The 21,632-nt window shown below is 30.4% G+C and carries 19 protein-coding genes and 2 tRNA genes; 17 read left to right on the forward strand and 4 right to left on the reverse strand.

The window, feature by feature from the left end; genetic code table 11:
- The first annotated feature begins 1 nt into the window (after position 1).
- Genes AJ887_RS09280 through AJ887_RS09290 form a run of 3 tightly spaced genes read left to right on the forward strand, consistent with a single transcriptional unit; the run spans position 2 to position 2,537 of the window.
- Positions 2-1,237, forward strand: a complete 1,236-nt coding sequence (locus AJ887_RS09280; RefSeq protein WP_070285134.1) for a malic enzyme-like NAD(P)-binding protein — start codon at positions 2-4, stop codon at positions 1,235-1,237.
- The gene (gene upp / locus AJ887_RS09285) at positions 1,234-1,860 is read left to right on the forward strand and encodes a uracil phosphoribosyltransferase (protein ID WP_002861977.1); all 627 of its coding nucleotides are present in this window, start codon (positions 1,234-1,236) and stop codon (positions 1,858-1,860) included. Before AJ887_RS09280 ends, upp begins: the two co-directional genes overlap by 4 nt.
- Positions 1,861-1,865: 5 nt before the next feature.
- On the forward strand, positions 1,866-2,537 hold the full coding sequence (locus AJ887_RS09290; protein WP_070285136.1) for a menaquinone biosynthetic enzyme MqnA/MqnD family protein: 672 nt from the start codon (positions 1,866-1,868) through the stop codon (positions 2,535-2,537).
- Here AJ887_RS09290 and AJ887_RS09295 read toward each other — a convergent pair.
- Together AJ887_RS09295 and AJ887_RS09300 are read right to left on the reverse strand one after the other, a co-directional pair.
- Positions 2,534-3,184, reverse strand: a complete 651-nt coding sequence (locus tag AJ887_RS09295; RefSeq protein ID WP_002861975.1) for a potassium channel family protein — start codon at positions 3,182-3,184, stop codon at positions 2,534-2,536. The two genes, AJ887_RS09290 and AJ887_RS09295, sit on opposite strands and share 4 nt — an antisense overlap.
- Positions 3,185-3,194: 10 nt before the next feature.
- Positions 3,195-4,538: a TrkH family potassium uptake protein gene (locus AJ887_RS09300; RefSeq protein ID WP_044778992.1), complete on the reverse strand. Its 1,344-nt coding sequence runs from the start codon at positions 4,536-4,538 to the stop codon at positions 3,195-3,197.
- 140 nt (positions 4,539-4,678) lie between these two features.
- Here AJ887_RS09300 and AJ887_RS09305 point away from each other — a divergent pair.
- Positions 4,679-4,754: transfer RNA gene (locus AJ887_RS09305), tRNA-Phe, on the forward strand.
- Positions 4,755-4,860: 106 nt separating this feature from the next.
- Here the strand turns inward: AJ887_RS09305 and AJ887_RS09310 are convergent.
- Positions 4,861-4,937, reverse strand: a tRNA-Ile gene (locus AJ887_RS09310).
- Between the two features lie 53 nt (positions 4,938-4,990).
- On the reverse strand, positions 4,991-6,091 hold the full coding sequence (locus AJ887_RS09315; protein ID WP_044780131.1) for an FtsW/RodA/SpoVE family cell cycle protein: 1,101 nt from the start codon (positions 6,089-6,091) through the stop codon (positions 4,991-4,993).
- A gap of 77 nt (positions 6,092-6,168) precedes the next feature.
- Here AJ887_RS09315 and AJ887_RS09320 point away from each other — a divergent pair, with 77 nt between their 5' ends.
- The 13 genes from AJ887_RS09320 (at position 6,169) to mnmC (ending at position 21,520) form a co-directional block, all read left to right on the forward strand.
- Positions 6,169-7,137 carry an RluA family pseudouridine synthase gene (locus AJ887_RS09320; RefSeq protein WP_070210338.1) on the forward strand — a complete coding sequence of 323 codons (969 nt, stop codon included), beginning with the start codon at positions 6,169-6,171 and terminating at the stop codon, positions 7,135-7,137.
- Entirely contained in the window at positions 7,082-8,317 is a 1,236-nt protein-coding gene (locus AJ887_RS09325) for a fibronectin type III domain-containing protein (protein ID WP_079860350.1), read from the forward strand. Before AJ887_RS09320 ends, AJ887_RS09325 begins: the two co-directional genes overlap by 56 nt.
- Positions 8,317-9,495: a tRNA (guanosine(46)-N7)-methyltransferase TrmB gene (gene trmB, locus AJ887_RS09330; RefSeq protein WP_070240353.1), complete on the forward strand. Its 1,179-nt coding sequence runs from the start codon at positions 8,317-8,319 to the stop codon at positions 9,493-9,495. The genes AJ887_RS09325 and trmB overlap by 1 nt, the downstream gene beginning before the upstream one ends.
- A gap of 69 nt (positions 9,496-9,564) precedes the next feature.
- Positions 9,565-10,230 (forward strand): cell division ATP-binding protein FtsE, encoded by a 666-nt coding sequence (locus tag AJ887_RS09335; RefSeq protein WP_002856386.1) that lies wholly within the window; start codon positions 9,565-9,567, stop codon positions 10,228-10,230.
- Positions 10,217-11,023 carry an FtsX-like permease family protein gene (locus tag AJ887_RS09340; protein ID WP_070240355.1) on the forward strand — a complete coding sequence of 269 codons (807 nt, stop codon included), beginning with the start codon at positions 10,217-10,219 and terminating at the stop codon, positions 11,021-11,023. The genes AJ887_RS09335 and AJ887_RS09340 overlap by 14 nt, the downstream gene beginning before the upstream one ends.
- Entirely contained in the window at positions 11,020-12,213 is a 1,194-nt protein-coding gene (locus AJ887_RS09345; protein WP_070240357.1) for a murein hydrolase activator EnvC family protein, read from the forward strand. The genes AJ887_RS09340 and AJ887_RS09345 overlap by 4 nt, the downstream gene beginning before the upstream one ends.
- A gap of 51 nt (positions 12,214-12,264) precedes the next feature.
- Positions 12,265-12,984, forward strand: coding sequence for a UMP kinase (gene pyrH / locus AJ887_RS09350; RefSeq protein ID WP_002854049.1), 720 nt, complete (start codon positions 12,265-12,267; stop codon positions 12,982-12,984).
- 10 nt (positions 12,985-12,994) lie between these two features.
- Positions 12,995-13,219 (forward strand): DNA-directed RNA polymerase subunit omega, encoded by a 225-nt coding sequence (locus tag AJ887_RS09355; RefSeq protein ID WP_002853464.1) that lies wholly within the window; start codon positions 12,995-12,997, stop codon positions 13,217-13,219.
- Complete coding sequence (locus AJ887_RS09360) at positions 13,203-15,398, forward strand: RelA/SpoT family protein (RefSeq protein ID WP_070240359.1); 2,196 nt, start codon at positions 13,203-13,205, stop codon at positions 15,396-15,398. The genes AJ887_RS09355 and AJ887_RS09360 overlap by 17 nt, the downstream gene beginning before the upstream one ends.
- Before the next feature lie 11 nt (positions 15,399-15,409).
- Complete coding sequence (tyrS, locus tag AJ887_RS09365; RefSeq protein ID WP_070240361.1) at positions 15,410-16,615, forward strand: tyrosine--tRNA ligase; 1,206 nt, start codon at positions 15,410-15,412, stop codon at positions 16,613-16,615.
- Positions 16,612-17,703, forward strand: a complete 1,092-nt coding sequence (locus AJ887_RS09370) for a nitronate monooxygenase (protein ID WP_070240362.1) — start codon at positions 16,612-16,614, stop codon at positions 17,701-17,703. Before tyrS ends, AJ887_RS09370 begins: the two co-directional genes overlap by 4 nt.
- Positions 17,703-19,682 carry an N-acetylmuramoyl-L-alanine amidase gene (locus AJ887_RS09375; RefSeq protein WP_070240365.1) on the forward strand — a complete coding sequence of 660 codons (1,980 nt, stop codon included), beginning with the start codon at positions 17,703-17,705 and terminating at the stop codon, positions 19,680-19,682. Before AJ887_RS09370 ends, AJ887_RS09375 begins: the two co-directional genes overlap by 1 nt.
- Positions 19,679-21,520 (forward strand): bifunctional tRNA (5-methylaminomethyl-2-thiouridine)(34)-methyltransferase MnmD/FAD-dependent 5-carboxymethylaminomethyl-2-thiouridine(34) oxidoreductase MnmC, encoded by a 1,842-nt coding sequence (gene mnmC, locus AJ887_RS09380; RefSeq protein WP_070240367.1) that lies wholly within the window; start codon positions 19,679-19,681, stop codon positions 21,518-21,520. The genes AJ887_RS09375 and mnmC overlap by 4 nt, the downstream gene beginning before the upstream one ends.
- Positions 21,521-21,632 lie beyond the last annotated feature (112 nt).

Raw genomic sequence — 21,632 nt, forward strand, 5'->3', positions numbered from 1 at the left:
AATGAATTTAAAAGAAGAAGCTTTAAAATACCATTTAGGTGGGAAAATTGATATTGTACCAAGTAAGCCAATGGCTACAAGTTATGATCTATCTTTGGCGTATAGCCCAGGAGTTGCAGAACCTTGCCTTGAAATCGCTAAAGATAATGAGCTTGCTTATACTTATACAAATAAGGCTAATTTAGTAGCTATAGTTAGCGATGGTTCTGCTGTTTTAGGACTTGGAAACATAGGAGCACAGGCTTCAAAACCTGTTATGGAAGGTAAGGCTTGTTTGTTTAAAAAATTTGCAAATGTCAATGCTTATGATATAGAAATTAATGTTCATAGTGCGGAAGAGATTGTAAATTTTTGCAAGGCTTTGGCTCCGACTGTGGGCGGGATAAATTTAGAAGATATAGCTGCGCCAAAATGTTTTGAAATCGAAGCGGCTTTGCAAGATTTAGGAATTCCTGTAATGCATGATGATCAGCATGGAACGGCTATTATTTCAACTGCAGGGCTTATGAATGCTATGGAGATAAGCGGTAAAAAATTTAAAGACATTAAGGTGGTTGTAAGTGGCGCAGGTGCCGCAGGTATAGCAAGTGCTAAGATGTATAGAAATTTAGGGGTCGAAAATATTATTTTAGTAGATAGTAAAGGTGTTGTTTCTAAGGATAGAAATGATTTAACTCCTCAAAAGCTTGAATTTGCTGTTGATTCTAAGGAAAAGACTTTAAAAGAAGTTTTAAAAGGAGCTGATGTTTTCCTAGGACTTAGTGCACCAAAAATTCTTGATGATGAAATGGTTTTAAGTATGGCAAAAGATCCTGTGATTTTTGCTTTGGCAAATCCTATCCCTGAAGTGATGCCTGAAGATGTGGCTAGACTTAGAAAAGATGCGATTGTAGGAACAGGAAGAAGTGATTATCCAAATCAAATCAATAATGTTTTAGGTTTTCCTTTTATTTTCCGTGGGGCTTTAGATGTGCGTGCAAGTAAAATCACTGAAAATATGAAAGTAGCTGCTGCTAAAGCATTAGCAGATCTTGCAAAACTTCCTGTAAGTGATGCAGTTAAAAAGGCTTATAATTTAAGCGCTTTAGAATTTGGAAGAGAATATGTTATACCAAAACCTTTTGATGAAAGAGTAAAAGCTGCAGTAAGTACAGCTGTAGCAGCAGCTGCGGTAAAAGATGGTGTGGCTAAGGTGAAAAATTTTAACGAGAAAGCTTATTTTGAAAGCTTAAAATGAAAAATATTCATTGTATCAATCATCCATTGATCGAACATAAATTAGGAATTTTAAGGGCTAAAGAGACAAAGCCCTTTCAATTTCGCATGTTAATCGATGAAATTTCATCTTTTTTGCTTTTTGAAGCGAGTAAAGATTTTTCTTTAAAAGAAATTGAAATTTCAACACCTATACAAAAAACTACAGTAAAAAAACTTGATGAAAAAATTATGATTTGCCCTATTTTAAGAGCTGCATTAGGAATGCTTGAAAGTGTTTTTAAGATGATTCCTGATGCAAGTGTTGGATTTTTGGGATTTGTAAGAAATGAAGAAACTTTAAAGGCGGATTTTTATTTTCAAAAACTTCCCAAAGATGCAAAACAACGCACCGCTATTGTCATAGATCCTATGTTTGCTACAGGTGGAACTGCTATAGAGGCTTGTAATTTTTTAAAAAGCCAAGGAGTTAAAAAAATAAAATTTATATCCATACTTGCTACTCCACAAGGTTTGCAAAAATTTAGCCAAATGCATGATGATGTAGAAGTTTTTGTGGCTTGTATTGATGAAGGTTTAAATGAAAAAGGTTATATTATACCAGGACTTGGAGATGCAGGAGATAGAGTGTTTAACACTCTTTAAAAGAGATGATTTTTGGAAAAATTGATTATATTAATCTTTTGCCTTTACATATATATCTTAAGAAATATCCCTTACCTAATGGTCATAAAGCAAGCATGGAGTATAAAAAAGGAGTTCCAAGTAAGCTAAATAAAGATTTATTTTATAGAAGAATTGATGCAGCTATCATTTCAAGCATAGAAAGTGCTAGAAAAAAATATAAAAATTTAGATTTGGGTATCTGTGCTAATAAAAGAGTTTTAAGTGTTTTAGTAGAAAAAAATACATCAAATGCTAAAGATCCAAGTTCAGCAACTTCAAATGCTTTAGCTAAAGTATTAAAACAAGATGGAAAAGTAATTATAGGTGATAAGGCTTTAAAGCTTTATCTAAAAGATTCTTCTAAATATATCGATTTATGTGCAAAATGGCACGAAAAAACAGGGTTGCCTTTTGTTTTTGCTAGATTCTCTTGTGTGCAAAAAAAAGCTTTATATAAACAAATTTTGAAAAAATTTCCAAAAACAAAGATTAAAATTCCTTATTATATACTGCAAAATTATGCCAAAACAAGGGATTTGGATATAAAAGATGTTAGATATTATTTAGATGAAGTTATATATCATAAAATTTCTACTAAAGAAAAAACAGCCTTAAAGCGTTTTGTAAAGGCTTGCAAGGCTTTAAATCTTGATTAGTATTCAAATTCTCTAAGTTCTTTAACTGTTCCAAGGAGTATTACAACATCTCCACTATAAACTGTAGTGGTTTCTAAATCAGGCAATATTTCCCAGTCGCTATTTAATTTTTTATAAGAAATCACTTTCATATTTTGTGCTACATGTTTTAAAGAATTTCCTGCTAATTTTTCATCTATATTGATTTTAATAGCTCGTATAGTATTTGCTGAAAGATCAAAAACTTCATAATCGGCATCTTTGGTTAAAAATTCTTTTACTAGTCTTTTAGCGCTTTCTTTTTCAGGATAAATAACCTTTGTTGCGCCTAACTTAGAAAGAATTTGACCATGAATATTAGAGGTTGCTTTAGCAATGATGTTTTTAACGCCTATATCTTTAAGCGCCATAAGAGTAAGGATTGATTTTTCAACATTTTCTCCTATGCTAACAATAACAACTTCAACATCATGAAAGCCTGCTTCTTTTAGAGCTGAAATATTTGTAGAATCTAAAATATAAGCATAGCTTGGAGGATTTTGTATACTTTTTAAAGTTTCCTCATCTTTATCCGCAACGATAACAGTATGACCTCCAGCAATGAGTTCATCTGCTACAACTGAGCCAAATTTTCCAAGTCCTATAATTCCATAATTAAGATTTTTCACGATTTTACCTTTATAAATTAACCTTTCCTTCAGGGAATTTTAAATGAATAGCTTTGTCTTGTTTGAATACCGAGAGTAAAAAAGCAAAAACACCTATCCTGCCACTTAGCATCATAATGATGATAATCACCTTGCTAGGATCACTAAACAAAGCACATAAAGATAAAGTTCCACCATTTCCTACTGAAATTCCTACGGTTGCAAAAGCTGAAGAAGTTTCAAAAAGCAAGGCTATAAAATCAAAATTTGACTCTAGCAAGGAAAGCAAAATAACAGCTATTACTATATAAACAGCTGAACCTACAGCTATAATAAAAGCTTTAGATATAGTTTCTCTTGGAATTTCATGTCCAAAAATTCTAACTCTTCCATCTCGGATACTCCAATAAGCATAGAGTAATAAAACCATTACAGTTGTTACTTTCATACCCCCAGCTGTTCCTCCTGGTGCACCACCAATAACCATAAACAATGATCCAAAAAATAAGCTCGCATCATGCAAATGTCCCATATCTAAGGTGTTAAATCCTGCTGTGCGGTAATTAATAGCGATAAAATATGAGCTTAAAATTTTATCAAAAAATGAAAAATGTCCTATAGTTTGAGGATTTGAGTATTCAAAAGCAAAAATAATAAGCGTTGAAGAGAAAATAAGAAAAATACTTGCAACAACAACCATTTTTGTATGTAGGCTTAAATTTTGCAATTTTTTTCTTTGAAAAAAGTATAATTCAACCAAAACAAAATATCCAAGCCCTCCAATAATAATCAAAGAAGTGATAATAAGATTAATTGCTATATCATGTTTGTAAGCTATAAGTCCATGTTCAAATATGGTAAACCCAGAATTATTAAAAGCGCTAATAGAATGAAAAATTCCAAACCATAAAGCTTTCTTAAAATTCATTTCAAGGGCAAAACGCATGGTAAGAAGTATAGCACCTATCAATTCTATAGTAAAAATGAACAGTAAAACCTTTTTAAAAAATTTAAATAAACCATCCATTGATGGATAAAATAAAGACTCTTTTAGTAAATTTCTTGCACTAAAACCAACTTTTTTGCGTATGAGTATATAAACAAACAAACCTATACCCATATATCCCAAGCCTCCAATTTGCACCAAAGCTAAGATAATAATTTGACCTGCTAAGGTAAAATCAACCGCAGTGTTCTTAACTGCTAATCCTGTCATACTAACAGCAGATGTGCTTGTAAAAAAGGCATCTAAAAAATCAATAGGAGTTGTATGTGCCCAGCTTGAATGTAGCAATAAAGCCCCAAACAATGCAATAATAATATAACCAGCTAGTAAAATTTTAAAAGTTCGTCTATCTAGTCCAAATTGTTTCAAAAAATTTCCATTTGATAATGATCTAAAGCGGGTATTCTATCTTATTAAAACTTTAAGGGAAATAAAATTTCATTTTTGCATTTAAACTTAAATTAAAGAAAAAAAGATATAATTACATTTTTACTTTCATCAAACTAAGTGGTTGGATAGCTCAGTCGGTAGAGCAGCAGACTGAAAATCTGCGTGTCGGCAGTTCGATTCTGCCTCTAACCACCACTTTATCTTTCAAAAAATCACATCACATACTTTTTATTTAAGATTGAAATATTTAAAGAGCTAAAAATTATTATTTTAAAGAGAGAGTCTATAGCTTATAACAGAATGGTGGATTTAGCAGGACTCGAACCTGCGACCAACCGGTTATGAGCCGGTTGCTCTAACCAACTGAGCTATAAATCCGCCTAAGTTGAATTAAAAGATAAAATTATATCTTATTAATGCTTAAAAATATTTTATTTAGCCTTTATATCCATCCAAAAATATCTAAAAGTGATTAAATGCTGTAAAATTCCAAAAAAAATCATAAAAATAGTAAAAGAACTTCCACCATAACTAAAAAAAGGCAAAGGGATCCCAACTACTGGTGCAAAACCTATAGTCATTGAGATATTTACTGCCGCATAAATAAAAATAAATAATGCAACACAATTAATAGCAACTCTAGTAAAATAATCATCTTTAAGTTTATAATTTAAACTAAGTAGATGAAAAATAAGTAAAATATAAAATATAATTAATGTCAATCCCCCAATAAATCCAAATCTTTCTATCATATAAGCGAAAATAAAATCACTAGTTGAAATAGGTAAAAATTTAAAATGAGTTTGCGTAGCTTCATCTTGAGATTTTCCAGTTAAACCACCATTTCCAATAGCTATCATTGATTGGGCTACTTGATAACTTGGTTTTTCTGAAATAAAATCATGAATTCTTTGCTTTTGGTAGGGTTTTAAAAGATGTGTATAAATAATAGGAGAGCTAACACTTATAGCTATAACAATACTTAACCAAATTTTATAATGAACTCCCATGATAAAAAGCACTCCAAAACCAACAAGTAGTAAAACCATAGCACTTCCTAAATCAGGTTCTTTTGCAATTAGCAAAAAAGGCAAGATGATGTAAAAGCTAAGTTTGATGAATTGTTTAAGTTTGTATCCATTTTTTGGAGGAGGATTTTGATAAATAAGATAGGCAAGCATTAAAATAAAACTAGGTTTAAAAATTTCAGAAGGTTGTATAGTAAAGTGAGTAAAAGGAATTTCAAGCCATCTTTTAGCACCTAATTTTTCAACCCCAAAAATATCTACGCTTAGCAATAAAAAAATATTAATCCAATAAGCAACAGGAATAATCCAAATAAATTTCCTTATAGGAAAGAAGAAAAAAACCATAAAAGCAAACAATCCCACACAGGCATAAACAAACTGTTTTTCTGCTAAAAAAGGATTAGCTTCAAAGATCAAGAAAAATGAAATAAGAATTATGGGTAAAAATAAAATGGGTTGCATATAGTCAAAATGAGTTAAAATTCTTCTATCTAATCTAAACAAAATTTGCCTTCAGTTAGTAATATAAAGCTATAATTATAAACTAAAATTTTAAATTTATCAAAACCTCCAAGGAAAAAATGCAAACTTTTTTAGTAGATGAAAATTCAAGGCTTGATGTGTTTTTGGCTAAAAAATTAAACCAAAGTCGCAATCAAGTTGCTTTACTTATAGAAAAAGATTGCGTACAGGTTAATTATAAAATTCAAGATAAAAATTCATTTAAGCTTAAAAATGGTGATATTATTTCTATTGTAAGTTTAAAGCTTTACGATGAGATAAAACCTCAGTTTGAAGTGGATTTTGATATTGATGTGTTATACGAAGATGAAGATTTGCTTGTTTTAAATAAACCTTCAAATTTAGTCGTTCATGGAGCAAGTAGTGTTAAAAATGCCACTTTGGTGGATTGGTTGATAGAAAAAAAATATACTTTATCAAATTTAGGAGGAGAGATAAGAGCTGGTCTTGTTCATAGATTAGATAAAGATACAAGTGGGGCTATACTAATAGCGAAAAATAATTTCACCCACCAAAGATTAAGCGAACAGCTTGCAGATAAAAGCATGGGAAGAATTTATCTTGCGTTAATTGATTTGCCACTAAAAGAAGATAAAATTATAGTAGAAAAATTTTTAATGCGTTCGCCTTCTAATGCTATTAAAAAAATAGCCATAGATAAGGAAAATAAATTCAGTAAAAATGCAAAATCAGCTTTCATAAATGTAGTAAAAACTGAAAATTTAACTCTGATGGCTGCTAAGCTTTTTACAGGAAGAACTCATCAAATTAGAGCGCATTTGGCTAGTTTAAATCGCCATATTTTGGGCGATAGTTTGTATGGTTATAAGGGTAAGTATGATTGTAGGATAATGTTGCATGCCTATTTTTTGTATTTTATCCATCCAAAAACTAAAGAGCAAATTTTTGTTAAAGCACCTTTGATGGAAGATTTTAAAAACATTATGTTTGAACAAATTAATTTAGGAGAGAATGATGAAAAGATTTCGCTTGAGTTTTTACTTGAGTTTTTTAACTCTTTTGCTTAGCGCTTGTAGTGTTTCGCAAATGAATTCGCTAGCTTCAAGTAAAGAGCCTGCCGTAAATGAAAGCTTACCAAAGGTTGAAAGTTTAAAAAGTCTTGGTGATATGAGTAATATTGCTTTTGAATGGGAGCCTTTATATAATGAAAATATCAAAGGATTTTATTTGTATCGTTCTAGTGATGAAAATCCTGATTTTAAACTTGTAGGCACTATTAAAGATAAGTTTCAAACTCATTATGTAGATACTAAATTAGAGCCTGGTACTAAGTATCGTTATATGATGAAAAGCTTTAATGAGCAAGGACAAATTTCAGAAGATGGCAAGGTTATAGAAGTGAGCACAGCTCCAAGACTTGAAGCTGTTCCTTTTATTCAAGCTGTGACCAATTTGCCTAATCGTATTAAACTTATTTGGCGTCCGCATCCTGATTTTAGGGTTGATTCTTATATTATTGAAAGAACTAAAGGTGATGATAAAGAATTTAAAAAAATTGCAGAAGTAAAAAATCGCTTAAACGCTGAATACATCGATAGTGATTTAAAACCTAATGAAAATTCAAGTTATAGAATTATTGCTGTGAGTTTTAATGGGATAAAGAGTGAGCCAAGTCAAGTTGTAAGTTCTACAAGCAAGGCTTTACCCCCTCAAGTTGAGCATTTAAGTGCTAGCACAGATGGTTCTAATAAAATCATTTTAACTTGGGATGCTCCTACGTATGAAGATTTTTCTTATTATAAAGTTTATTCTACGAGCTCAAGCTTCCTTCCTTTTAGTGTTTTGGCAAAGACTGATAAAAATTCTTATGAGGATATAGTAGAAGGAGCAGGTAAAAGCAAGTATTATAAAGTAACAATAGTGGATAAAGATGGTCTTGAAAGTCCTATGCCAAAAGATGGTGTAGAGGGTAGAACTTTAGATAATCCTTTGGCTCCTAGTATTATTTTGGCTCAAAGCACAAGCGAAGGGATAAATTTAGAATGGAGTGATAATGATACTAGAGCTGTTGAATATGAAGTAAGACGCTATGGTGGAGAGCAAAATGCAGTTTTTAAAGGCATTAAAGAAAAGCGATTAAAAGATGTAAAAGCTTTACCAGGGGTGGAATATAGTTATGAAGTTATTGCTATTGATTCGGCTGGACTTCGTTCAGAACCTTCAAGCAAAGTTAAGGCGGCTCAGTAGTGCCAAATTTTAGAAGCAAAAAGATCAAAGAAATAAATCTGCCTTATAGCAAGGATAATGTTGAATTTCTTTGGCTTGCTAAGAATGATAATGTTAGTCTTATTTATACAAAGGTTCAAGAAGAGAGTTTTTTTCTGCAGATTAAAAAAGCACAAAATGGTTTTGTGATTAAAGGCGATAAACATACAAAACCTTCTAAAATAGGTTATTTACAAAAAGCTTTAAAAATCTTTAAAGAAGGTTTTTGTGAGGATATTATCAATGAAGCTTTTGGACTTAAAAACAATGCTTTAATTGAAAAAACACCATTTATCGTTGATAGCTTTGATGAACTTTTATCTAGACTTCAAGGTAAAATTTATATAGAAATAGGCTTTGGATCAGGAAGACATTTGCTTTATCAAGCAAAAGAAAATCCGAATGTTTTAATTTTAGGGGTGGAAATTTACAATCCAGCTTTAACTCAAGTAGCTAAACTTGCTAAGGCTCAAAATGTAAATAATATTTTGCTAATCCAAAGTGATGCGAGATTGTTATTGAGTGTATTAAAATCAAAATCAGTTGAAAAGATTTTTTTACATTTTCCTGTTCCTTGGGACAAAAAGCCTCATAGGCGAGTTATTGGGAAGGATTTCTGCAAAGAATGTGCTAGGGTTTTAGTTCAAAATGGTCGTTTTGAGCTTAGAACAGATAGTTTTGAGTATTTTAATTTTACTTTAGAGCAATTTCTGACTTTTCCTGCGCCAAAATTTAGTCTTAGAAAAAATGAAAATTTAGAAATTTCAAGCAAATATGAAGATAGATGGAAAAAGCAAGAAAAAAATATATATGATCTTTGGGTGTGGAATTTTAACCAAGACTGTAAAAATTATGAGTTAAATGAATTTAATCTCTCATCAGTTGAATTTTCTAGAGAGGATTTGAAAAAAATAGAACAGAACTTTAAAAATATTACTATAAAAAAAGATGATTTTTTCTTGCATTTTGAAAGTATCTACAAACAAGATGATAATTTGCTTTTAAAGGTTGCTTTTGGAGCTTTTAATAAGCCTGAACATTGTTATTTGCATCTTGATAAAACGATTGATTTTGCTTTTAAAGAACCATTTAAAATTCAAGAAAATATTAAAGCGGTAAATGAATTAAAAGAAATTTTAAAAGTTCAGTTTAAAATATAATTTTTCTTGAAAATTAAGCAAAAATAAAGCATAATTTAAAAATTTAAAAAGGGAAATTAAGGAAAAAGGATGCCTAATTTAATCCAAGCAAATAAACTTACTTTAGGTTATGATGAACTAGTTATTAAAGAAGCGAGTTTTGCTTTTAAGGATGATGATTTTGTTTTTATTACTGGTAAAAGTGGGAGTGGTAAGAGTACGCTTTTAAAGTCTTTTTATGGGGATTTAGAACCTATTTCTGGCAAGCTTGAAGTATGTGGATCTTTGATGAATAAAATTGGAAATTTAGAACTTTTAAAATTGCGTCAAAGAATAGGGATTATTTTTCAAGATTATAAACTTGTACAAGAATATAGTGTTGAAAAAAATGTTATGTTGCCTTTAATGATTAAAGGTTATAGTAAAAAAGTATGCCATGATCAAGCTGCTAAGCTTTTAAAGCATGTAAATTTAACTTTTAAAGCAGATAAATTGCCTAATCAACTTAGTGGTGGTGAGCAACAACGCGTCGCTATGGCTAGGGCTTTAGCTCATAATCCAAAGCTTTTGCTTTGCGATGAGCCAACGGGAAATTTGGACGAGTATTCTTCTGATATTATATGGACTCTTTTAAAGTCCGCTAGAGAACTTTTAGGAACTTGTGTTATAGTGGTAACGCATAGAATTCCTAGCAATTTAAGAGTGGATTATCGTCGTTTTAATATAGAAAATGGAAAAATGAATGAAATTTTTTAAAACACATTTATCTTTAATTTTATCTTTATTGTTTATGATGTTTGCTTTTGAGTTTATTTTGATTACAAATGCAACTTTGAAGCATTATGAAGAACTTGTTAATAAAGATTATAATATTATAGTTGTCAGCAAAACTGAACTTGATCAGAATGTAGTAAAAATAAAAGTGCCATTTTTTGCTGGACTTGAATCTTTAGATCCTAAGGATTTAATCGATCGTTTGAAAAATGATGTTTCTGAAAAAAATTTGAAAGTTTTAAAAGATTCTCTGCCAAAATTTTATACTTTAAAATTAAATTCTTTGCCCGATCAAAATGAACTAAATTCGATTAAAAATCAACTTTTAAATATTGTAGGTGTTAGCAAGGTTGAAACTTTTTCCAAAACCCATGATAAGATATATTCCTTGCTTATTTTGATGAAATTTGTTTTTTGGTTATTTTTATTTATCATTATTTTACTTGCCTTTGTTTTGTTTTTAAAACAGATGAGAATTTGGCTTTATGAACATACCGATCGTATTGAAATTATGTGTTTATTTGGAGCCCCGTTTTGGTTTAGATCTTTTATGCTTTATAAGGTAGTTGTGGTTGATTGTTTTATTGCTTTTATTATTTTGCTTGCCTTTTTTACCCAAATTTTTGATCTTTCTATTATCCAAGAAAGCTTAAAGGCTGTAGATATTATTTTTCCACCTATTAATTTTATTTTACATTTGACTTTAATTTTTTTAGCTACTTTGTTTATTTGCTTGTTGTGTGTAAATACAGTTATGTTTAAGGTTAAAAGATGAGAAAAAATATTCTTATCTTTTTTTGTTTTTTTTTATTTGTTGATATAAGTTTAGCAAATGCTATAAATGAAAAAACAAAAAGTTTAGAAGAAAATAAACGTATACAAGAACAGCTAAACAAAAAACTTGAAGATTTGGCTAGTGATATTTTAAATGGTGAAAAAAGTTTGAAAGACTTAAGCTTACAAATTGAAGGCTTAAATTCACAAACTTCTAAGCTTGAAGCAAGCGCTAAGACTCAAAATCAAGAGTTAAACACCCTTACAAGCCAAAATGAAGATTTGCTTAAAAGTAAATCAAATATGGAAGGTAAGCTTATATCTTTAATGGCCAAAGATTTTGCTTATGATTTACCTATCCCTCAAGGCTATATTGAAAGTGAAGAAAGTTTTATGGCTTTTGAAATTTTAGGAAGTTTAAACAAAGTTTTAAATGAAGAAATTTTTAAAATTTCTAAAGATTATGAGGGAGTAAGCAGGCTTATTGATGATAAACAAGCTCAGATTAAGAAAATCAATGATAGTCTTAAGGATTACAACGCTCAATTAGCCAAGCTTCAAAGTTTAAAACAAAAACAAATTAGCGAAATTAATAAACAAAAAACAGATCGAGCTATATATGCAAAAAAACTCGATGATTTGCAAGCTCAGCAAGAAGAGCTTAGAAAAACATTAAATCAATTAAAAATTATTAATGATAAAGAAGATGCAAATTCAAACAAAAATGATACTAAAATAGTAAAAAATAATCAAAAAATAAGACAATTAGGTTCAAGCTATCAAGGAAGTTCAGTCAAGCGTTACACAGGAAAAAAAACCATAGCTCCATTGGATTCTTTTACTGTGAAGCAAAAATTTGGAAATTATGTTGATCCTGTTTACAATCTTAAAATTTTTAACGAGAATGTAGTTTTAAGAAGCAATAAAAGCGATGCAGTTGTTAAAAATGTGCTAGATGGAAAAATAGTTTTTGCCAAAGATACTAGTATGTTAGCTCGAGTTGTTATTGTTGAACATGATAATGGCATACATACAATATACGCACATTTAGATAAGATTGCTCCTAATATTAAAGTTGGTAAGAATATTAAAAAAGGTGCCGTAGTGGGTAGAATAAAAAATGATCTTACTTTTGAAGTAACTCAAAAAAATTTTCATATCAATCCTTTGGAACTCATTAGCTTAAATTAGCTAAATTTAATGGAATTTAAAATATAATTTCAAGTTAAATAAGGAGAAATAATGCAAGAGAGAAAAAGAGTTTTAGTAAAATTTTCAGGAGAGGCTTTAGCAGGTGAAAATGGCTTTGGTATAGAAAATTCTATTTTAAAATTCATAGCTTCAGAGATTAAAGAACTTATAAAAAATCAAATAGAAGTAGGCATAGTTATAGGCGGTGGTAATATTATTCGCGGAGTAAGTGCTGCTAAGGGCGGATTGATTAAAAGGACAAGTGGAGATCATATGGGAATGCTTGCTACGGTTATTAATGCTATTGCTATACAAGAAGCTTTAGAAAGCTCTGGACTTGAAGTTAGGGTTCAAAGCGCCATTCAGATGGAAGCATTTTGTGAAACTTATATTATGAGAAGAGCGCAAAGACACTTAGAAAAGGGTCGTGTTGTGGTTTTTGCCGCAGGTACTGGAAACCCTTATTTTACTACAGATACAACAGCTATTTTAAGAGCTGTGGAAATTGATGCAGATATGGTAATAAAAGCTACAAAAGTTAATGGAGTTTATGATAAAGATCCAAAACAATTTGATGATGCAGTATTTTTAAATACTTTAAGTTATGATGAGGCTATGCAAGATAATATTAAAGTGATGGATGATACAGCTATAGCTTTAGCTAAAGATAACAAACTTCCTATTGTGGTTTGTAATATGTTTGAAGAGGGTAATTTACTTAAAATTATACAAGGCGATACTAGCCTTTGTTCAATCGTTAAAAATAATTAAGGAGAAAATTATGGATAAAAGAATAGAAGAAGTAGCGGCAAAAGCTTTGGAAAAAATGGGTAATGATAGATATCGCCTTTCTTTAGTGGTAGCAAAAAGAGCGGAACAATTGGCAAATGGAGCAACCCCTTTGGTAGACTTTGATAAAAATAAAAATAAACTTGCAGATATAGCTTTATATGAAATTGCAGAAAATAAAATCACTTTAGAGGGTTTAGTTGAAACCAATCGATGAAGAATTATTGCTTGAACAATTAATCGATAATGTAAAAAATTGTAAAGATTTAGAAGCTGCTAAGGCTTTGCTTTTCGAAATTTGTGGCCATGATGCCATTCTTGAAAAAGCGGTAGATTACTGTATATTTTGCCATGAAGGGCAGTTTAGAAAAAGTGGAGAGCCTTATGCGGTACATCCTATTTTAGTGGCAACACTGGTTGGATTTTTAAGTGAAAATAAAAGCAATATTTTAGCTGCTTTATTGCATGATGTGATTGAAGATACAAACTGCACTGAAGAAGAACTTAGAGAGCAGTTTGGTTCTGAGGTTTTAAAACTTGTTTTAGGACTTACTAAAATTATAGAAATTAGAGAAGATAATCTCATTTCATCAAAATCTAAAAAAAGTTTAACTAAATCAGCCTTGACTTTCAGAAATATGCTTTTAGCAAGCATTGAAGATGTTGGGGTTTTGATTGTGAAGTTATGTGATAGGCTGCATAATATGCTTACTCTTGATATTCTAAGAGAAGATAAGCAAAAAAGAATCAGCGAAGAAACTTTAGTTGTATATGCTCCAATAGCCCATAGACTCGGTATTTCAAGCATAAAAAATTATTTGGAAGATCTTAGTTTTAAATATCTTATGCCAGATGAGTATAAGCTTATTGACAATTATATCAACTCCAATAATCAAGAAATGCAATTAGGTTTAAATGAATTTATTTCCAAAATCGAACTTTTATTTTTGAGCAATGGCTTTAGACAAGGTAGTTTTGAAATTCAAAAACGCATTAAACATAGCTATTCTATTTATCTTAAAATGCAAAGAAAAGGCATTGGTATTGAAGAAGTTCTTGATTTGCTTGGGGTAAGAATTTTGGTTGAAAAAATAAGTGATTGTTACTTAGCTTTGGGAATTTTACATACACATTTTAATCCCTTGGTTTCGCGTTTTAAGGATTATATAGCCTTGCCTAAACAAAATGGTTATCAAACCATACATACCACACTTTTTGATGCTAAAAGTATTATAGAAGCACAAATTCGAACTTTTGATATGCATAAAATTGCGGAATTTGGTATAGCAGCGCATTGGAAATATAAAGAAGATGGCAGCGTGGTTGCACCTCGTCTTGATTGGCTTACAGATATTTCAATGCAAAGTATAAACAATCTTGAAAATGCAGAAGATTATAATGCTATTGAACTTTATGAATATGCTAAAGATAGTCTTTATGTTGAAGATGTTGCAGTTTATTCTCCTAAGGGAGAAATTTTCACTTTGCCTCGTGGTGCAACGGTTCTTGATTTTGCTTATGAAGTGCATACCAAAGTAGGGCTTCATGCAAAAAGTGCTTATGTAAATCGTATTAAAGTGCCTTTGTTAACTGAGCTTAAAAATGGCGATATTGTGCGAGTGGTTACTAGCAATGATAAATTTTATCGCTGTTCTTGGATAGATAGTGTTAAAACAGGAAAAGCAAAAGCAAGTATAAGGGAATTTTGTAAGCAAAAAATCAGAGAGATTAATCTAGCAAGTTCTATTAATATATTAAGTTTTATTTTTGGAGTTGATAAAAACAGAATTGAAGCTTGGATAGAAAAAGAAAATTTAGTCAGACGTATTAGACAAGTAGCAACAGATAGTGCTTATTTGAAAGATATAGTCAATGGTCTTAAAAAATACGCCAAGAAGTCATATTGGTTTGATAAATATGAAATTAAAGAACAAAAAATAGGAAATTTTACTCTATATTGTAACCATAAAATTGCTAATGTGGATTTTGATTTTTGTTGCCATCCAAAAAGAGGTGATGCTGTTTTAGCTTTTGTTAAAGGTGGTAACGCTATTGTCCATCATAAGCTTTGCGATAGAGCTGATAAAATGATAGATAATAATCAAGATATGGTATTTATAAAATGGGATTCTAACATCCCTAAATCTTATAAATTGATTTTTTCTTTGGAAAATAAAAAAGGTGTTTTAGCGGAATTTTTAGCATTTTTAGCTAAAATGCAGATAAATCTATTAACAATTAATTTATCAAGTGATTTAAATTCGGCGGTAGATTATTTTGAGATTACAATGGAAATTCCTGATAATATCAACCCAGATAGTGTCAAGGATAGGTTAAAATCTCGTTGTAAGATTTTAGATTTTACATCTTTAAATGATGCTTATAAAGAAGGTTAAAAAGGTTTATTATGGATATAAAAAAAATATTAGCAGAAGTTAAGCGTGGCTGTGCAGAGCTTATTGATGAAGAAAGAATAGAAAAATTAATTAAAAATTATTATGAAAAGGGTGAAAATTTCTTTATAAAGGCAGGATTTGATCCTACAGCACCTGATTTACATTTAGGTCATAGCGTGGTTTTAACAAAAATGGCTTTTTTGCAAAAACATGGGGCTATTGTGCAGTTTTTGATTGGAGATTTTACGGGACAAATTGGTGATCCAAGTGGAAAAAGTGCAACGCGTAAAAAGCTGGATAAAGAGCAAGTTTTAATCAACGCTAAAACGTATGAAACACAGGTTTTTAAGGTTTTGGATAAAGAAAAAACACAGATTAAGTTTAATTCTACTTGGCTTAATGAACTTGGAGCCGCGGGTATAGTAGAGCTTACTTCAACTTTTAGTGTAGCTAGAATGCTTGAGCGTGACGATTTTACCAAGAGATTTAAAGAGCAAAGTCCTATTTCGATTTGCGAGTTTTTATATCCTTTACTTCAAGGATATGATAGCGTGGCTTTAAAAAGTGATATTGAAATGGGCGGAACGGATCAAAAATTTAATCTTTTAATGGGAAGACAGCTTCAAAGAGTTTATAATATAGGAAAAGAACAAGCTGTGATTATGATGCCTTTACTCGAAGGTTTAGATGGTGTAAACAAAATGAGTAAGAGTTTAAATAATTACATTGGTGTTACAGAAAAAGCTAATGATATGTATGCTAAAATTTTAAGTATTAGCGATGAATTGATGTTTAGATATTATGAACTTTTAAGTCAAAAAAGCCTAGAAGAAATCGCGCAAATAAAAAAAGATATAGAACAAGGTAATTTACATCCTAAAAAAGCTAAAGAAAATTTAGCTTTAGAGATTACGGAGCGTTTTCACTCCAAAGAAGAGGCTAATAATGCTAAGTCTGAATTTGATAGAATTCATTCTCAAAATGCTTTACCAAGTGATATGGCTGAGTTTGAAATACAAGGAAAAATTTGGCTTGCTAAGGCTTTGGTTGAATGTGGTTTGGAAAGTTCTACTTCTGCGGCAAGAAGAAGCATTATCGCTAATGCAGTAAGTGTAAATTCTCAAAAAGTTAGCGACGAGCAAATGCATTTAGAACAAGGAGAATACATCTTACAAATAGGTAAAAGAAAATTTGCAAAATTAAAGGTAAAAGAATGAATTTACGACCCTTACAAATAGGAAAACATACTATAAAATATCCCATTTTTCAAGGGGGAATGGGACTAGGCATAAGCTGGGATAGATTAGCTTCTGCAGTTTCTTTAAATGGTGGACTTGGGATCATTTCTTCTGTGGGAACAGGATATTATGAAGAAAGAAAGTATGCGAGTAAAGAATTAAACGCTAAGCCTTATGGAAGTGAAAATTTTTACTCACGCAAGGGTTTGCAAGCTTTAATTAATAATGCAAGAAAAGTTTGTGGCGATGCGCCTTTGGGGTGTAATATCTTATGTGCAAGTAATGATTATGCAAGAATAGCACGCGATGCTTGTGAGGTTGGTTTTAATGTGATTGTTTCAGGCGCTGGACTTCCTACAAATTTACCTGAATTTACTGTAGATTTTCCTGATGTGGCTTTAGTGCCTATTATTTCATCTGCAAAGGCTTTAAAAATTATTTGCAAAAGATGGCAAAGCCGTTACAACCGCCTACCTGATGCAGTGGTTTTAGAAGGGCCAAAAAGTGGAGGTCATCAAGGTTTTACTTATGAGCAGTGCTTAGATCCAAATTATCAGCTAGAAAAATTAATCGCTCCTGTGGTAGAAGAGGCTAAAAATTGGGGATCTTTTCCTGTGATTGCCGCAGGTGGAATTTGGGATAAAAAAGATATAGAAAACGCTATTTCTTTAGGAGCTAGTGGTGTTCAAATGGGGACGCGTTTCATAGGAACTTTTGAATGTGATGCAAGTGAAGAGTTTAAAAGCGTTTTACTAGCTTCTAAAGAAGAAGATATAGAGCTTATTAAATCTCCTGTGGGCTATCCTGCTCGTGGAGTTAGAACCAATCTTTTAAATTTGGTAGATAAAAGAATGGGTCCAAAGATCAATTGTATAAGCAATTGTGTAGCACCTTGTGGACGCGGAAAAGAGGCGACTAAAGTAGGGTATTGTATAGCAGATAGGCTTTTTGATGCATGGTCAGGTAAAAAAGAAACAGGACTTTTCTTTACAGGTGCAAATGGATATCGTTTAGATAAACTTATCAGCGTTAAAGAACTTATGGAAAAATTGGTTAATGGTGAATAATGGCTAAAATTTTTGTATTTTTAGTATTTGTTTTCACAACTCTTTTTGGAGCTTATGAAAATGAACTTGCAAATTTCGATAAAAATTTTATCGGTTCTAAAAGCGAAGTGCAAGTAAAATTTCATCATCAGCTAAAAAGCCTTTATATACAAAGTGTTATCAATGAAGATGAAAAAACTAAAATTGAAATCTTAAAAAGATTGATCATCAGTTCAAATACTTTAAATTTAGACGACAAGTCATATGCTAATGAGTTAAAAGAAAGTGGTATAAGCGAAGCAAGTATCAATGCTTTAAGAAAGGCTGTTATTAAAGATATTAAGGTTCAAAATATTTCTCAAGATACTGAAAAGTCAACTTTTAAACCTGTAAAAACAGTTCAAAAAAGTGAAAAAAAATCACCTAATGAACAAATAAAAAATATAGAAAAAATAGATTTTAAAACTTCACAAGAGCCAAAGAGTAGTATCGTTTCTAAAACAAAAAGTGATGATAAAATTTACGTTTTAAAGTCAAGTAAAACAAGCCAAGGTGTAGAGCTTGAATTAAATGCAAATTTAGATAAGAATCAATTAAAAAGTTTTGCTTTAGATGAAAAAGGAAACTATCGTTTTATTAGTGATTTTGATGGGGTTTTAGAAGGAGGTAAAAAAGAGTTTAAATTTGATGACTATCGTTTAGTGATTTCACAATTTAATCCCAAAACCATACGCATAGTGGTTTATGCTAAAGAAAAAATTCCTATTGATATATCTTTTAAAGAAGAAAAAATAATTTTTTCAAAAGAAATTACTAGCCAAAAAAAGACTGAGCAAGTTAGTAAAATTTCAGAGAAAAAGCAAGATCAAAAAACAGAAATTAAAACCAAAGTTTTAGAAATAAAAAAACAAGATAAAAAAACCAATAACGAAAAAGAAGATCAAGGACCTTTATATGTTTTAGATGTGGATAAAATTTCTAACGCTGTGGTGTTAAATTTGAGCGATGATTTGGATGAAAAAGAAATAGCAATATTTGAAACCAAAGATCAAAAATTCCGGTATGTTGTAAGTTTTAAAGGTGTGTTAGAAGGTAATAGAAAAAGCTTTACCTTTGGACAAAATACAATTGTCGTTACGCAATATAATCCAAAAATTGTTCGTGTGGTTTTGAGTGCTCCTAAAGAATTTAAACTTTTAAAAAAATTGGATAATAAAAATCTCACTTTAGGTTTTCATGCGCAAACTTCAAGTCAAAATGTAGATAAAAAAGCAACTCAAAGTTTTAATAAAACCTTAAGTACGAGATACAAATCAGGAAAACTTATAGTTATCGATGCGGGGCATGGTGGAAAAGATAGCGGTGCTCTAAGTGATAAAAAAGGAAGTTTAAAAGAAAAAGATATAGTTTTAAGCGCGGCTTTAAAACTTGGAAATGAACTTAAAAAACGCGGTTATAAAGTGCTTTACACTAGAAGTTCGGATAAATTTATCAATCTTCGCGATAGAACTAAATATGCTAATGATAAAAGAGCGGATTTGTTTATCTCTATACATGCTAATGCAGCACCCAATGCTGCCAAGGCTAAAAGTAGCGAAGGCGTGGAAACTTTCTTTTTAAGTCCTGCAAGAAGCGAAAGAAGTAAAAAAGCAGCAGAAAAAGAAAATCAAGGGGATTTTGAAGAGATTAATTATTTCTCAAAACAAAGTATTTTAAATTTCTTAAATCGTGAAAAAATCGTTGCTTCAAATAAACTAGCCATTGATGTACAAAAAAATATACTCACTCAAACACGCAAAAAGTATAAAATTGTAGACGGCGGTGTAAGAGAAGCACCTTTTTGGGTTTTAGTGGGTGCGCAAATGCCTGCAATTTTGATTGAAATTGGCTATATCACACATCCAAATGAAGGTAAAAGAATCGCCAATAAAGCTTTTCAAGATTTATTGGTTAAGGGTATTGCTGATGGAGTTGAGAGTTATTTTTATAACAACCGATGAAAAAAGCTAAGCTAATTTTTAAGGATAATACTCCTTTTTCTTTGGATTTTGATGATTTTTATTTTAATTCCAAAGATGGCTTAAATGAAAGCAAATTTGTTTACACTCATTCTTTTGAATGGAAAAATCAAGAAAATTTCATTATCGCAGAGAGTGGTTTTGGTATAGGTTTAAATTTTTTTCTTACTTTGAAACGCTTTTTAGAAACCACTCCTTCTAAGCGTCCCAAAAAACTTTTTTATATCAGTATAGAAGCTTTTTATATCGAAAAAGAACAATTAAGAGAAATTTATCAAAAACTAGGATTTTATGAAGAGTTTAAAGAGCTTTTAGAGCAATTTTTAAAATTTTATCCTAAAGCTAAAGAAGGAATTTATCGTTTTTATTTTGAAGATTGTTTTTTAGATCTTGTTTTTGAAGATATTGCTATTTTAAAAGAATTAGATTTTAAAGCTGATGTTTGGTATTTAGATGGATTTTCTCCAAATAAAAACTCGCAAATGTTTGATGAAAAATTAATTTTTGAAGTGGCAAGACTTTCTAAAAAAAATGCACAAATTTGCACCTTTTCTTCGGCAAGTTTTTTACAAAAAAATTTAAAAAAATATGGCTTTAGAGTAGAAAAAACCAAAGGTTTTAGAAAAAGAGAAATGATTAAAGCTTATTTGGAAAATGAACTTGAGTTTAAAGATAAAGAAGCGTATTTTTCAAGAACATTTTCATCTTTAAAAAATAAAAAAGTAGCTATTATTGGTGCAGGTATATCAAGTGCTGTTTTAGCTTATGAGCTTAGTTTAAGGGGTTTTGAAATAGATGTTTTTGAAAAACATTTAGAATTAGGCAAGGGTGCAAGCGGAAATGAAAGTGGAATTTTAAGCTCTTTAATCTTAAAGCCTAAGGTAAATTTAGGGGAGTTTTCAGAGCTTTCTTTTATAGAGGCAAGTCGTTTTTATAGACAAATTTTAGATTTAGAATTTAAGGGTGTAGTCGAGTTTGCACATAATGATTTGATGCAAGAAAGATTTGACACACAAAGAGAAAATGTTTTGCTTAAAATTTCAAAAAATCAAGCTTTTTTAGAAGATGGTGGAGTGATTTTTCCAAAAAATTTGGTTAAAAATCTTTTTGAAAAAAGTAAAGCTTGTATATATTTTAATCATGAATTTCAAGCTTATAAATTTGAAAATGAGTGTTTTGCTTTAAAATTTAAAAATAATATTGTTAAAAGTGATTATGCGGTTTTGATTTATGCTATGGGCGCAGATACAAAAGATTTTGTTTTTTATGATGAGATGAAATTAAGTAAAGTAAGAGGTCAAGTTACACATCTAAAACCTTTTTTAGACTCTCCATTTCCTTTATCTTCTAAGGCTTATATTTGTCCTATAAAAGGTGATTTGCAAGTGATTGGAGCAAGTTATGATAGACTTGATACAAGCTTAGAATCAAAAGAAGAAGATGATAAACAAAATATAGAAAATATAGCCGAATTTATAGATAAAAATACAAAATTAGAAATTATAGGTTCTAAGGTAGGTTTTAGATCTTATTCGAGTGATCGCTTTATGATAGTCGGAAATGCTTATGATGAAGTGTTTTATAAAGAAGAATATAAAGCTTTATTATGGACAAAAAACAAGGAGCAAAAACCAGCTAAAATGTCTTGTAATTTGTATTTTAATTTTGCTCATGGATCAAGGGGTTTTAGCACAAGTGTTTTAGCGGCAAGGTATTTGTGTGCATTGATAAATAATGAACCCTTGTGTTTAGAAAAAAAATATATCCACGCTATTCACCCTGCGAGATTTTTGATTCGCAAACTCAAAAAAGGCTTATGATTAAACTTTAATTAAGATTGATACTAATATTTGCTTATGAGAGTAAGTTTTTAATTTTATTTTAACTTCCTTTATTTTATTATTATAGAGAATAAATTTCATGTTATAAAGG

Source organism: Campylobacter sp. BCW_6466 (genome assembly GCF_001762835.1).
Classification (GTDB): Bacteria; Campylobacterota; Campylobacteria; order Campylobacterales; family Campylobacteraceae; genus Campylobacter_D; species Campylobacter_D jejuni.